The organism is Tepidiforma sp., assembly GCF_034433535.1.
In the GTDB taxonomy this organism is placed as follows: Bacteria; Chloroflexota; Dehalococcoidia; order Tepidiformales; family Tepidiformaceae; genus Tepidiforma.
The window spans coordinates 16,310-30,429 of the sequence record NZ_DAOUAO010000076.1 but is presented as its reverse complement, the minus strand read 5'-3'; the positions used below and the strand labels follow the sequence as shown (position 1 = coordinate 30,429).

General features: G+C 65.6%; 7 protein-coding genes and 1 pseudogene. 2 read left to right on the top strand and 6 right to left on the bottom strand.

Going from position 1 to position 14,120, the window contains the following annotated elements:
- Positions 1–569: pseudogene (locus VAE46_RS04300) on the top strand (hypothetical protein); the annotation flags it as partial.
- A gap of 90 nt (positions 570–659) precedes the next feature.
- Here VAE46_RS04300 and rpoC read toward each other — a convergent pair.
- Positions 660–5,096 carry a DNA-directed RNA polymerase subunit beta' gene (rpoC, locus tag VAE46_RS04295; RefSeq protein ID WP_322795683.1) on the bottom strand — a complete coding sequence of 1,479 codons (4,437 nt, stop codon included), beginning with the start codon at positions 5,094–5,096 and terminating at the stop codon, positions 660–662.
- A complete protein-coding gene (locus tag VAE46_RS04290; protein WP_416223938.1) occupies positions 5,080–8,961 on the bottom strand; it encodes a DNA-directed RNA polymerase subunit beta in 3,882 nt (1,293 codons plus the stop codon). The genes rpoC and VAE46_RS04290 overlap by 17 nt, the downstream gene beginning before the upstream one ends.
- A gap of 263 nt (positions 8,962–9,224) precedes the next feature.
- Between VAE46_RS04290 and VAE46_RS04285 the strand changes: the two genes are divergently transcribed.
- Positions 9,225–9,638: an integrase core domain-containing protein gene (locus VAE46_RS04285; protein ID WP_322795682.1), complete on the top strand. Its 414-nt coding sequence runs from the start codon at positions 9,225–9,227 to the stop codon at positions 9,636–9,638.
- A 22-nt stretch (positions 9,639–9,660) separates the two neighbouring features.
- Here the strand turns inward: VAE46_RS04285 and VAE46_RS04280 are convergent, their stop codons facing one another.
- From VAE46_RS04280 to VAE46_RS04265, 4 genes are all read right to left on the bottom strand, one after another.
- Complete coding sequence (locus VAE46_RS04280) at positions 9,661–10,089, bottom strand: hypothetical protein (RefSeq protein ID WP_322795681.1); 429 nt, start codon at positions 10,087–10,089, stop codon at positions 9,661–9,663.
- A 255-nt stretch (positions 10,090–10,344) separates the two neighbouring features.
- Positions 10,345–10,779 (bottom strand): hypothetical protein, encoded by a 435-nt coding sequence (locus VAE46_RS04275; RefSeq protein ID WP_322795680.1) that lies wholly within the window; start codon positions 10,777–10,779, stop codon positions 10,345–10,347.
- Position 10,780: 1 nt separating this feature from the next.
- Positions 10,781–11,443: a hypothetical protein gene (locus VAE46_RS04270; RefSeq protein WP_322795679.1), complete on the bottom strand. Its 663-nt coding sequence runs from the start codon at positions 11,441–11,443 to the stop codon at positions 10,781–10,783.
- 177 nt (positions 11,444–11,620) lie between these two features.
- Entirely contained in the window at positions 11,621–14,092 is a 2,472-nt protein-coding gene (locus VAE46_RS04265; RefSeq protein WP_322795678.1) for an ATP-dependent Clp protease ATP-binding subunit, read from the bottom strand.
- Between the last annotated feature and the right edge of the window lie 28 nt (positions 14,093–14,120).

Sequence of the window (14,120 nt, the reverse complement as noted above, 5' to 3'; positions counted from 1 at the left end):
TGCCGAAACCGCACACGCCGTTCCAGTGGGCGCGGCAGGACACGGCCGAAGAGCTGGAGCCGAAGCACTTCCTGCTGAAGGATGGCTGCCGGGCAGCGGGGGTGGAGTTCAGCTGGAACGACCCGCGCGACAGCTTCATCGAGGCGGTGCTTTCACGCGGGGACCGGCGGGTGGCAGAGGCGGTGTACGCGGCCTGGCGCCGGGGCGCGAAGTTCGACGCCTGGAGCGAGCACTTCCGCTTCGAGACGTGGCAGGAGGCGTTCGCCGAGGTGGGTGTGGACCCGGCGTGGTTCGCGCACCGCGAATGGGACACGCGCGAGCCGCTGCCGTGGGACCACATCGATTGCGGGGTGACGAAGGCGTACCTGCGCGGCCAGTGGCTGGCGGTGCATTCGACGAAGACCGTGGCGGATTGCCACCACGGCGCCTGCAATGTGTGCGGGATGCAAAACTTCGATGCGCTGCGCGGGGAGAAGGGCGTGGCCGACTGCGTGGTGAAGGTGGGGAAGCTGGCGGAGCTGCGCCGCGGCGCGCGCAAGTACGAAGGCGAGATGCTGGAGCTGGTCTGACCGGCCGGCTCACTCTGGTGATACAACGGGGGCGGGGCAGTGTGGCCCCGCCCCCGTTGGTTTGGTGGGCGATGTGCGCCGGGTTGCGGGTCAGTCCTCGTCGTTGTCATCGGCAGGGGCGCCGATGATGGGGTCGTCCTCGTCGAAGTCATCATCCTCATCGAGGAGGCCGACGGACGAGCGGCGCTGCTGGCTGCCGGCTTCGCGCTCGGCGAGCATGCGCTCGAGTTCGTGCTCTTCCTCGAGGAGGAGGGATTCGGGCACGTCGAGGTCGGCGTAGTGCTCGCGGCGCGGCACCTCGATCTCGGCGCGGGCCGGGATGAGCTTGCCGATGATGACGTTCTCCTTGAGGCCGAGGAGCTTATCGACGGCGCCTTCGATGGCGGCGTTGGTAAGCACGCGGGTGGTCTCCTGGAAGGAGGCCGCCGCGAGCCAGGAGTCGGTGTTGAGGGACGCCTTGGTGACGCCGAGGAGGATGGGCGTGGCGGTCGCCGGTTCGCCGCCCTCGGCGATGATTTCGTTGTTGATCTCGTCGAACTTGCGGCGGTCGATGAGGTCGCCGGGGAGGAGGCCGGTGTCGCCGGGGTGGTCAACCTTCACGCGGCGCAGCATCTGGCGGGTGATGACCTCGATGTGCTTGTCGTTGATGTTGACGCCCTGCGACTTGTAGACCTTCTGGACCTCTTCGACCATGTACTTGCGGACGGCGTCGCGGCCCTGGATGTGGAGGATGTGCTGCGGGTTGCGGGCGCCTTCCGTGAGCTGCTGGCCGGCGTAGACCATCTGGCCGTCCTCGACGAGGAGCCGCGCGGCGGCCGGGATCTGGTACTCGCGCTCTTCGCGGTCTTCGTAGACGACCTGGACCTTCGTCTTGCCGATGAGGCGGACGGTGCCGCCGATGCGCGAGACGATCGGCTGGGCGGGCAGTTCGGCGTCCTTCGCGGCCGGGGGCTGGGCGATGGCGGCGCCGGCGGTGATGCGTTCGCCGTCCTTGACGAGGAGTTCGCTCTTCGCGGGGACGTCGTATTCCTCGACGAGGGTATCGACGTTGGTGACGCGGACGATGCGGCGGTCGTTTTCGACGACGATTTCGACGACGCCGTCGGTCTCGCTGATGATCGCTTCGCCGCGGGGCGCGCGGGCTTCGAAGAGCTCTTCGACGCGGGGCAGACCGCTGGTGATGTCGGTCTGGGAGGCGACGCCGCCGGTGTGGAAGGTGCGCATGGTGAGCTGGGTGCCGGGCTCGCCAATGGACTGGGCGGCGATAATGCCGGTGGCGGTGCGGAGCTTTACCAGCTCCCCGCGGGCGAGGTCGCGGCCGTAGCAGAGCTGGCAGAGACCGCGCTCGGCTTCGCACGACATCGGGGTTCGCACGAAGACGCGGGTGATGCCGCGGCGGTCGATTTCGTCGGCGACGGCTTCGTTGATCTCTTCGTTGCGGCGGCAGAGCACCTCGCCGGTTGATTCATCGACGATGTCGATGGCGGCGTAGCGGCCGAGGATGCGCGGGCGGAGGGCCTCGAGCTCATCGCGCTCGTCCTTTTCGATCCAGAGGCCGGCGGTGGTGCCGCAGTCTTCTTCGAGGATGATGACGTCCTGGGCGACGTCGATGAGGCGGCGGGTGAGGTAGCCCGAGTCTGCCGTGCGGAGCGCGGTATCGGCGAGACCCTTGCGGGCGCCGTGGGTGGAGATAAAGTACTCGAGGACGGAGAGCCCTTCGCGGAAGGAGCCGCGGATGGGGAGCTCGATGACCTTGCCGTTGGGGTCGGCCATGAGGCCGCGCATGCCGGCCATCTGGCGGATCTGGGTGATGTTGCCCTTGGTGCCGGAGCTGGCCATGTAGTTGAGCGAGCCGTATTCGGGCATGCGCTCTTTGATGGTGCGCTCGATGGCCTTGGTGGTTTCGTCCCAGATGGCGACGGCGCCTTCGTAGCGCTCCTCCTCGGTGATGAGGCCCATCTGGTACTGCTCGTTGAGGGCATCGACCTTGCGGTCGGCCTCGGCGAGGAGTTCGGCCTTGTTCTTGGGCACCTGGATCTCGTGGACGGCGATGGTGATGCCGCTGATGGTGGCGTAGTGGAAGCCGACAGCCTTGATGCGGTCGACGATTTCGCCGGTGCGTTCGCCCCCGAGGGTGCGGTAGCAGAGGGCGACCACCTTGCGCAGATTGGGGCGGTCCATGCTCTGGTTGAGGAAGGGGAGCTCCTCGGGCAGGACCTCGTTGAAGATGATGCGGCCGACGGTGGTTTCGATGATGTGGGAACCGTGGCGGCCATCGGGGCGGGCCGGCGGCTCGGTGACGTTGCCGGAGTCGTCCATCACCGGGCGGTCGGTGCGCACGCGGATGGGCGCGCGCAGGTCGAGGATGCCGAGGTCATGGGCGAGGCGGGCTTCCTGGAAGGAGCCGTAGAGGCCCTGGACCGGGCGGCCGTTCTCTTCGCGGTAGGCGCCGCGGCCGTTGCGGTCGATGTCGGTCATGTAGTAGCAGCCGAGGACCATATCGAGCGAAGGCGCGACAATCGGGTCCCCGCTGGCGGGTGAGAGCAGGTTCTTGGTGGACATGAGAACCTGCTTCGCCTCGGCGACCGCCTCGCGGCTGAGCGGGACGTGGACGGCCATCTGGTCGCCGTCGAAGTCGGCGTTGAAGGCGGCGCAGACGAGCGGGTGCAGCTGGATGGCCGAGCCTTCGATGAGCACCGGCTGGAACGCCTGGATGCCGAGGCGGTGGAGGGTCGGCGCGCGGTTGAGGAGGACGGGCCGGTCCCTGATGACTTCATCGAGGACGTCCCAGACCTCGGGACGGGCGCGCTCGACGATGCGCTTGGCGCTCTTGATGTTATGGGCGAGCCCCTTAGCGACGAGTGAGTGCATTACGAACGGCTTGAAGAGCTCGAGCGCCATGCGCTTGGGGAGGCCGCACTGGTGGAGCTTGAGTTCGGGGCCGACGACGATGACGGAGCGGCCGGAGTAGTCGACGCGCTTGCCGAGGAGGTTCTGGCGGAAGCGGCCCTGCTTGCCCTTGAGCATATCGGAGAGGCTCTTGAGCTTGTGGTTGCCGCTGCCGGTGACTGCCCGCCCGCGGCGGCCGTTGTCGATGAGGGAGTCGACGGCTTCCTGAAGCATGCGCTTTTCGTTGCGGATGATGATTTCGGGGGCGCCGAGTTCGAGGAGGCGCTTGAGGCGGTTGTTGCGGTTGATGACGCGCCGGTAGAGGTCGTTGAGGTCGCTGGTGGCGAAGCGGCCGCCGTCGAGCTGGACCATGGGGCGGAGGTCGGGCGGGAGGACGGGGAGAACCTGGAAGATCATCCACTCCGGCTTGTTGCCGGAGTTGCGCAGGGCTTCGACCACGTTGAGGCGCTTGGTTGCCTTTTTGCGGCGCATGCCGGAGGCAACGAGGATCTCCTGCTTGAGGCGGGCGCGCATGGCATCGAGGTCGATGCGCTGGAGCACCTGGAGGACGGCTTCGGCGCCCATGGCGGCCTTGAAGACGTGGCCGAACATGTCGGAGAGCTCGCGGTAGCGGCTCTCGCTGAGCAGGACGATTTCGTCGTCGCGGATGGGGTCCTTGAGGCTTTCGAGGTCGCGCAGGCGCTCGCGGTAGAGCTCGTCGACCTCGGCGCGAACCTGGGCTTCTTTCTGCTGGAGCGGGTGGAGCTCGTCGTAGAGGGCGGCCTTCGCGTCGTCGAGGGCGGTGTCGGCGAGGAGGGCTTCGGCCTCCTTGAGCTTTTCGGTCTCCTTATCGAAGGCTTCCAGCTTCTTCTTGCCCTCGCGTTCGACCTTGCTGATGGAGGCCTGGGTGACCTTCGTGCCGGCCGAGAGGATGGTATCGCCGAGGATGTTGATATCAGCCTCGAGGGTCTCTCCCTTCGCGGCGGTCACGGTTTCGATAGCGCGCTGAACAGCGGCCTCGAGGGCTTCGCGGGAGACGCTGCGCTCGGCTTCGACCTGGGCCTGGCGCTCGGCGACCTTCGCCATGAGCTCGCGATGGGCTTCTTCGAGCCGGGCCTCGAGGGCTTCGCGGCGCGGGCGGATATCCCCGAGGCGATCGGCGAGGGCCTGCTCCATTTCGCGCTTGAGGTGCTCGATCTCGCGCTGCTTCGCGTCTTCGTCGACCTCGGTGATCATGTACTGGGCGAAGTAGAGCACGCGCTCGAGGTTACGGGGCGAGATATCGAGGAGCAGGCCGAGCTTGGAGGGAGTGCCCTTGACGAACCAGATGTGGCTCACCGGGCTGGCGAGTTCGATGTGGCCCATGCGCTCGCGGCGGACCTTGGCGCGGGCGACTTCGACGCCGCACTTGTCGCAGATGATGCCTTTATAGCGGACGCGCTTGTACTTGCCGCAGTAGCACTCGAAGTCCTTGGTGGGGCCGAAGATCTTTTCGCAGAAGAGGCCGTCTTTTTCGGGCTTGAGGGTGCGGTAGTTGATGGTTTCCGGTTTTGTGACTTCGCCGTAGCTCCAGGAGCGGATCTGCTCGGGGCTGGCGAGGGCGATCCGGACCTGGTTGAAGTCATTGACCTCGAGCATTGAAGAGTTCCTCCTCGCGTTCGAACCCGGTGAGGTTGAGGCCGAGTTCCGGCAGGTCGTTGGCGGAGTCGTCGATGAAGGAAACGGAGCTGCCTTCGTCGTTGGAGACCTCGACGGCGAGGCCGAGGCTCTGGAGTTCTTTGACGAGAACCTTGAAGGATTCGGGCACACCGGGTTCGAGGACGTCCTCGCCCTTGACGATGGCCTCGTAGGTCTTGACGCGGCCGACGACGTCGTCGGATTTGACGGTCAGGAGCTCCTGGAGGATGTGGGCCGCGCCGTAGGCTTCGAGGGCCCAGACTTCCATTTCGCCGAAGCGCTGGCCGCCGAACTGGGCCTTGCCGCCGAGCGGCTGCTGGGTGATGAGGCTGTACGGGCCGGTGCTGCGGGCGTGGATCTTGTCTTCCACGAGGTGGATGAGCTTGAGCATGTAGATGTAGCCGACGGTGACCGGCTGGTCGAACGGCTCGCCGGTGCGGCCATCGATAAGCTTCATCTTGCCGTAGATGGGCGGCGGGACGTTGGTCTGTTTGTAGACTTCGCGGGCGAGTTCTTCGAGCTCTTCGCGGGTGTGGCGGCCGCGCTCGATCGGGGGCTGGCCGGTTTCGCTGCGATGCTGGTTGAGCCAGATTTCAAGGCAGGCGCGGGCCGGGGCGCCGTCTTCGGGGTTGGTATAGATCGCGTCGGGGTCGTAGCCCTGTTCAGCGATCCAGACCTTGAGGCGCTCCTCATCGAAGCGGCGGTCGCGGGGGTCGACGTAGTGGACGGCGCCGGATTCGTGGGCCATCCAGGCGAGGGCGAGGGCGTCGTCGATTTCGTAGTCGCGGGCGCCGTCGAAGACGGGGCTGATCGCGCGGAAGCCGAGGGTGTTGGCGGCCCAGCCGAGGTGGGTTTCGAGCACCTGGCCGATGTTCATGCGGCTGGGGACGCCGATGGGATTGAGGATGATATCGACGGGGGTGCCGTCTTCGAGGTAGGGCATGTCCTCGCGGGGGAGGATGCGGCTGATGACGCCCTTGTTGCCGTGGCGGCCGGCCATCTTGTCGCCCTCGGAGATCTTGCGCCGCTGGGCGATGGAGACGCGGACGAGCTTGTTGACGCCGGCGGGCAGGCCGTCGTGGTTGGAGCGGTCGAAGACTTTGACGTCGATGACCTTGCCGCGTTCGCCGTGGGGGACGCGGAGCGAGGTGTCTTTCACCTCGCGGGCCTTCTCGCCAAAGATGGCGCGAAGGAGCTTCTCCTCGGCGGTCAGTTCGGTTTCGCCCTTGGGGGTGATTTTGCCGACGAGGATATCGCCCTCGCGGACCTCGGCACCGATGCGGATGATGCCGTCTTCATCCAGCTGGCTGAGGGCTTCTTCGCCGACGTTGGGGATGTCGCGCGTGATCTCTTCGTCGCCGAGCTTGGTCTGGCGGGCTTCAATTTCGTGCTTTTCGATGTGGATGGAGGTGAACTTGTCTTCGCGGACGAGGTTTTCGGAGAGGATGATGGCGTCCTCGAAGTTGTAGCCCTCCCAGCTCATGAAGGCGCAGAGGATGTTCTGGCCGAGGGCGAGGTCGCCGCCCTGGGTGCTGGAGCTATCGATGATGGGCTGCCCGGCCTGGACGCGCTGACCGCGGAAGACGATGGGGCGCTGGTTGAGGCAGGTGCCCTGGTTTGAGCGGGTGAATTTGACAAGCCGGTAGGTGCGGGTTTGTCCGCCGGGGTCGAGGTTGTAGACGGGGTCGTCGTAGCGGATGGTGATGTGGGTGCCGGTGGCTTCGAGGACTTCGCCGGGGCCCTCGGCGGTGATCACGTGGCCGCTATCGACGGCGGCGCGGCGCTCCATGCCGGTGCCGACGAGGGGCACTTCGGGCCGCACGAGGGGGACGGCCTGGCGCTGCATGTTGGCGCCCATGAGGGCGCGGTTGGCGTCGTCGTGCTCGAGGAAGGGGATGAGCGCCGAGGCAACGGAGACCATCTGCTTGGGCGAGACGTCGATGCAGTCGACCTCGACCGGCGGGACGGTCATGAACTTTTCGAAGAGGCGCACCTCGACGCGCTCATCAATGAAGTGGCCGTTTTCATCGATGCGGGTATTGGCCTGGCCGACCTTGTAGCGGTCCTCCTCATCGGCGGTGAGATAGACGATTTCGGAGGAGACCCAGGGCTCGATGGCGACGGAGCGTCCGGACTCGCCGATGCGGCGGGCGATGGCCTCATCGATGGTGGTGCCGGCGGGGGCGATGACGTTGCCGTCGGCATCGAGGGCGTCTTCGCGGAGGATGCGGCCGATGAGGTTGGGGTTATCGGAGAGCATCTCGCGGTAGACGCGGCGGTAGGGGGTTTCGATGAAGCCGAAGTTGTTGAGGCGGGCGTAGGTAGCGAGGGAGCCGATAAGGCCGATGTTGGGGCCTTCGGGCGTTTCGATGGGGCAAATGCGGCCGTAGTGGGAGTGGTGGACGTCGCGGACGTCGAAGCCGGCGCGGTCGCGGGAGAGGCCGCCGGGACCGAGGGCGGAGAGGCGGCGCTTGTGGTTGAGTTCGGAGAGGGGGTTGGTCTGGTCCATAAACTGGGAGAGCTGGCTGCCGCCGAAGAACTCCTTCATGGACGCGACGACGGGGCGGATGTTAATGAGGGCGCTGGGCGTGGCCTCTTCCGGGTCGGTGATGGTCATGCGTTCGCGGACGACGCGTTCCATGCGGAGGAGGCCGACGCGGAATTGCTGCTGAATCAGTTCGCCGACGGCGCGGACGCGGCGGTTGCCGAGGTGGTCGATGTCGTCGTGGTGGCCGCGGCCGTTGTTGATGTTGATCTGCTCGCGGACGATGGCGACGAGGTCGTAGGGGCGCAGCCAGCGCTGGTCGGTGGGATCTTCGAGCTCGAGCCGCTTGTTGACCTTGTGGCGGCCGACGCGGCCGAGGTCGTAGCGGCGGGGGTCGAAGAAGAGGGTCTTGAGCAGGTTGCGGGCGTTATCGGCGGTCGGCGGGTCGCCGGGGCGGATCTTGCGGTAGAAGTCGAGGAGAGCCTCGTGCTTGTTGGTGACGCCCGGGTCGCGCGTTTCTTTATTAATGGTGTTGATGGTAAAGGTGCGGAGGTCGCTGGTGTCGACGGCTTCGAAGAGGGCCAGGATGCGCTCATCGGTGCCGAGCTCGGCCTCGAGCTCCTTGAGGGCGGCCTCGCGGGCAGCGTCGTCGCCGGCGTCGACGGCCTTCCAGTACTTCTCGAAGCGCGGGTTGTCGCGGTCACCGGGGACAAGCCCGGGGACGTCGATGGCGCGGAGGAAGGTGGTGACGGGAACCTTGCGCTTGCGGTCGACCTTGACGTAGAGGACGTCGCGGTTCGAGGTTTCGAATTCGAGCCATGCGCCGCGGTTGGGGATGAGCTTGGCGTGGCAAAGGCGCTTGCCGGTGGTCTGATCGGTTTCGATGGTGTAGTAGACGCCAGGGGAGCGGACCAGCTGAGAGACAACAACGCGCTCGGCACCGTTGATGATGAAGGTGCCGCGGTCGGTCATGAGGGGGAAGTCGCCGAAGAAGAGCCGCTGCTCCTTGATTTCGCCCGATTCCTTGACGCGGAGCTCGACATCGACGAAGAGGGGCGCGGCGTAGGTCATGTCGCGCTCGCGGCATTCGTCCATGGAGGCCTTGGGCTCGCGGAACTCGTACTCCCCGAAGATGAGGTCCATCTTTTTGCCGGTGAAGTCCTGGATGGGGGAGAGCTCATCAAAGAGCTCGCGGAGGCCTTCACGCTTGAACCACTCGAAGGAATCGAGCTGGATGCGGATGAGGTTGGGGAGGTCGAGGACGTCGGGGATGCGGCCGTAGGCCTTGACTGCGGTCGGGGCAATGATGCCCCCCGGGACGACGTCACGAGCTGTGGTCATCCTGTGGCAACTCCTTCAGGACTGATGGGGCGTTGGGTGCAGTACGACAGGGTGCTGGGGAACAGCGGGGGTGGGCAGGACGATGGGCATAGCGGGCCGTTTACCATCGTACGTCGCTCGGCGGGATGGCGTCAACGGCGGAGGTCGATGCAAACAGGGACCCCACCCACAGGGAGTCGGTTCTGCGGGGGCGTTCGCAGCGTCTGTCGGGGGCAGGGTAGGGCTGGCTGCGGCGGGCGTCAAGACGATGTGGCCAGGACTATGTGCACATCGCTGTCGATGACCACAGCCGCTTTGCCTACGCCGAGGCGCTCCCCGATGAGACCGGGGCAACCACGGCTGGCTTTCTCCTGCGGGCGGTCCAGGCCTTCGCAGCGGTTGGCATCACCATCGAGCGCGTCCTCACGGACAACGCCAAGAACTACCGCAGCGCGCGTGCGTTCCTCGATGCCGCGGCGGCCCATGGCATCGCCCTGCGCCACACGCGACCCTACCGGCCGCAGACCTATGGCAAAGCCGAGGCCTTCAACAAGACGCTCCAGCGCGAGTGGGCCTACCGCCGCCCTTACACCACCAATGGGGAACGGCTCGCTGCCCTCCAGCCCTTCCTGGATGACTACAACTTCGCCCGGCCTCACACTGCTCTCGGCAACCAGCCACCGGCCTCCCGCCTGTAAACAACCCTCGTGGAAACTCCAGCTAGATGTTCCTGGCCTGCTCCGACGAGATGAGCTGCCAGTTTCCGTTCGTGTCCTTCTCGAACACGAGGTGGAAGATGTAGTCGCTCCCGGCCACGCCGACATTCACCTCGAAGCGCTGGCCCTGGTCCGACTCGCGGGTGTGGCACCACTCAGGGGTGTCGCCGCGCGGCTTCCATTCCCCGGGGCACTCGCCGATGTAGACGCCGCCCTGGTCATGAACGAAGGCTTCGATTCCGCTCTGCACGCCGGGCGGGAGCGTGGTGGTGCTGCCGTTCGAGGAAGGCGAGGCGGCGGGGGTGACCCTGGCGGTGATTTCGGACGGCGGTGCTGGCGCGGTCTCCCGGTTCCCACCACCGCCGCAGGCGGCGACGATCGGAACGGCGACGGTCAGGATGGCGATCAGGACGAGAATGGGGGCAGGAGCCATTAGTAGGTGATCCAGTGCAGCCAGTTTTGGGACGAGTCACCCGTCGGGTTTATCTGCACGCCCGGCACCGAGGGATCATCGTCGGCATCAACCGCCCAATTGGTCCACAAGAAGGGCGTATTGTGCGTGCCGCTCTGGTGCAAATGGCTTCCAGTGGAGTTGCAATTGCCAGTCCCCGGGCCCGACACGACTGAACCGATTAATTGGATAGTCCAACCTCCGCCGCTTACGTAGAAGCCAGTGCCGAAAGTTTGGCTAAACATTCACTTGAACGAAATTCACGTAGTCAATCCAAGCCCCGACAGAGGAATCGGGATACGGGACCCACAGCGCCACGTCCGCCCCGGGACAGGCACTAGTCCCGTATTGGTGATTGGTAATGACGCCATAGGCGTAGCCTGACCGGGTATAGGACTGGAAGTAGACTGCCGCGCCCCCGGTCACGCCCACGGTGTTCGTCAGGTCTAACGCCGTATTGTTCGGGTGATTTCCTTCATCACAGTGCCAGTAGGCGGTTCCGCAAGCGTGCGGATGGTAGGTGAGGGTGGCCTGGGTTGTGGCCATTCCCACGATCACTCGAATGTCTCCGCTTGCCGCGTTAGCAGGGCTGGGGAACGCGACTGCCGATGCCACGGCCAGCAGCATGAGGGCAATGCCCGTTGCCAGCCGGGGATAAAGACTGGTGGGCATGCTACTCACCTCCGACAAGCCTGGCAGCCAGGTCAATGAGCCTGTCTTGACCCATGGAAGGCGACCGTAGAACGATCTCCTGGCCTTCCAGCCATACGCGAACGTAACCAACGTTGGGGGCAGGGCCAGCCGAGGGTTGTTCAACGATAGCCGGTCGGCCAGCGATGGTGGTGACCAAAACTTCCAGGGGGCTGTCCGCGGGATAGAGGTAGACATCGAGGGGCAACATCCAGTCCGGGACGGCAGCGGAAGAGACGATGAGCGCATCACCGGCATCATTCTTCCAGTAGGAATCTATTCCGATGACCTGCCCGTCGCGGACGGTTCCTCCTTCGCTTGCAACCGAAAACCCTGGGAGCGGTTCAATGTAGAGTGCAGAGCCACGAAGGACGTCCGGCGACGAAGTCTCCGTAAAGTCTCGCGCACCGGTGTCACCAGGATAGGTCCGCTCAATGTAGAGGGTGCCGGGAGGCAGCAGCCGATACGGCCCAACCTGTTTTGCCCCTCCCGCGTACGGCCTCGCCGGATTTTCCAGCCAGGTAAGCTGTCCGGTCTGTCCCGACGGCCCGCGCTCCGGTCCCGGAACCTCATCAGACCAGCCGCGGGAGCCGGCCCCCGCAGCCAGCGCGGTAAGCATGACCGAGAACGCGATGGCAAATGTCACGGCAGCAAGAAATCGTTTTATCCGCACAACGCGAAGTCTTGGAGGGACTTTCTGCCAACCTCGCTCACCGGAAGACCAACTGTCAAGAGGCTTCCTTTACGTTGCGGAAAAACAGGCATACGAATGAGGGGCCGGTTGGCACCGGCCCCTCACGTTGGGTGTGTTGACCGCCGGGGGTCAGCCGACCGGCTGCGGCTCGCGAATCGGTTCGATCTTGAGCTGACCGTCCTCGGCATCGATGCGGACGGTATCCCCAGCGGCGAATTCGCCGGCGAGGAGCATCTCGCTGAGGCGGTCTTCGATGTTGTCCTGGATGACGCGGCGGAGCGGCCGGGCACCGAAGACGGGGTCGTAGCCCTTTTCGCCGAGCCAGTCCTTGCCCGCCTCCGTGACCTCCATGCGGACACCCTTCTGGTTGAGGGTGCGTTCGACCTTGCGGAGCTCGTTGTCGACGATGCGCCGGATGTCCTCCTTCGTGAGGGAGCGGAAGACGACCGTGCTGTCGATGCGGTTGAGGAACTCGGGCTTGAAGACGTTCTTCAGCTCGGTGAGGACCTTCTCCTTCATCCGCTGGTAGCGGTCTTCGTGAGTCTTCACCTCGTCGGCGGTGGTCTGGAAGCCGAGGGCCGAGTCCTTCTTGATGAGGTCGGACCCGACGTTGGAAGTCATGATGATGATGGTGTTGCGGAAGTCGACCTTCCGCCCCTTGGCGTCCGCGAGGCGGCCCTCATCGAAGATCTGCAGCAGGAGGTTGAAGACCTCGGGGTGGGCCTTCTCGATTTCATCGAGGAGGATGAGGCAGTAGCTCTTGCGGCGGACCGTATCGGTGAGCTGGCCGCCATCGTCGTAGCCGACGTAGCCGGGAGGCGCACCGACCAGGCGCGAGACGGTGTGCTTCTCGCTGAATTCGCTCATATCGAGCTTAATCATGTTGTCCTGCGAGCCGAACATGAACTCGGCGAGGGCACGGGCGAGCTCCGTCTTGCCGACGCCGGTCGGGCCGCAGAAGAGGAAGACACCGATCGGGCGGCGCGGGTCCTTGAGGCCGGCGCGCGCGCGGCGGACGGCGCGGGCGATGGTTTCGATCGCTTCGTCCTGGCCGATGATGCGGCTGCGCAGGGCTTCCTCCATGCGGAGGAGGCGGGCCGACTCTTCGCTGGCGATGCGGGCGACGGGGATGCCGGTCCACATGGAGATGACCTCGGCGACATCCTCGTCGGTGACGACGGGGGTGGCGATGCCGGCTTCGCCCTCTTCCCACTCGCCCATTTCGCGAATCTTTTCCTGCAGCTTTACCTCGCGGTCGCGGAGCTCGGCGGCGTATTCGTACTGCTGGGCGCTGATGGCCTGCTCTTTTTCGCGGCGCAGGCTTTCGAGGCCCTTCATGGCCTCCTTCAGCGACGGCGGGGTGGCGGCGCGGCGGATGCGCACGCGGCTGGCGGCCTCATCGATGAGGTCGATCGCCTTATCGGGCAGGAAGCGGTCGCTGACGTAGCGGGCCGAGAGTTCGGCGGCCGCGGTGAGGGCGGCGTCGCTGATCTTGAGCTTGTGGTGCTCTTCGTAGCGCGGCCGGATGCCCTTGAGGATCTCGATGGTCTCCTCGACGGTGGGCTCTTCGACCATGACGGGCTGGAAGCGGCGCTCCAGAGCAGCGTCGCGCTCGATGTGCTTGCGGTACTCGTCGAGGGTGGTGGCGCCGATGCACTGGAGCTCGCCGCGGGCGAGGGAGGGCTTGAGGATGTTGGCGGCATCGACCGCGCCCTCGGCGGCGCCGGCGCCGACGAGCATGTGGAGCTCATCGATGAAGAGGATGCAGTTGCCGGCGGCCTTGATCTCTTCGATGACCTTCTTCAGGCGCTCTTCGAACTCGCCGCGGTACTTCGTGCCGGCGACAAGCGAGCCGATATCGAGGGTCAGGAGGCGCTTGTTCTGGAGGGTCTCCGGGACATCGCCGGAGACGATGCGCTGGGCGAGGAGCTCGGCGATGGCGGTCTTGCCGACGCCGGGTTCGCCGATGAGGACGGGGTTGTTCTTCGTACGCCGCGAGAGGATCTGGACGACGCGCTCGAGCTCGTTGGAGCGGCCGATGACCGGGTCGAGCTGACCGTTGCGGGCGGCGGCGGTGAGGTCGATACCGAGCTGGTCGACGGTGGGGGTGCGGCTGGCCTGGCGGGCGCCGGCGCCGGAGGTCGCGGCCTGGGGCGCGCTCTGGCTGAGGATGCGGGTGGTCTCGGCGCGGACGCGCTCGAGGTTGACGCCGAGGCTTTCGAGGACGCCGGCGGCGATGCCTTCGCCTTCGCGGACGAGACCGAGGAGGAGGTGCTCGGTGCCGATGTAGGAGTGGTTGAGGCGGCGGGCTTCATCGACGGCGAGTTCGATCACCTTCTTGGCGCGCGGGGTGAGCCCGATTTCGCCGATGACGGTGCGGTCGCCGCGGCCGATGATGAATTCGACGGCGGAGCGGACCTTGTTGAGTTCAACGCCGAGGTTGGCGAGGACCTTGGCTGCGACGCCATCGCCTTCGCGCACGAGTCCCAGGAGGATGTGCTCGGTGCCGATGTAGTTGTGGTTGAAGCGGTGCGCTTCTTCCTGGGCGAGGGTGAGAACCCTTCGCGCCCGTTCTGTGAACTTATCGAACCTATCGGCCATGGTGGTACTCCCTTCCCCTGGGTGCGCC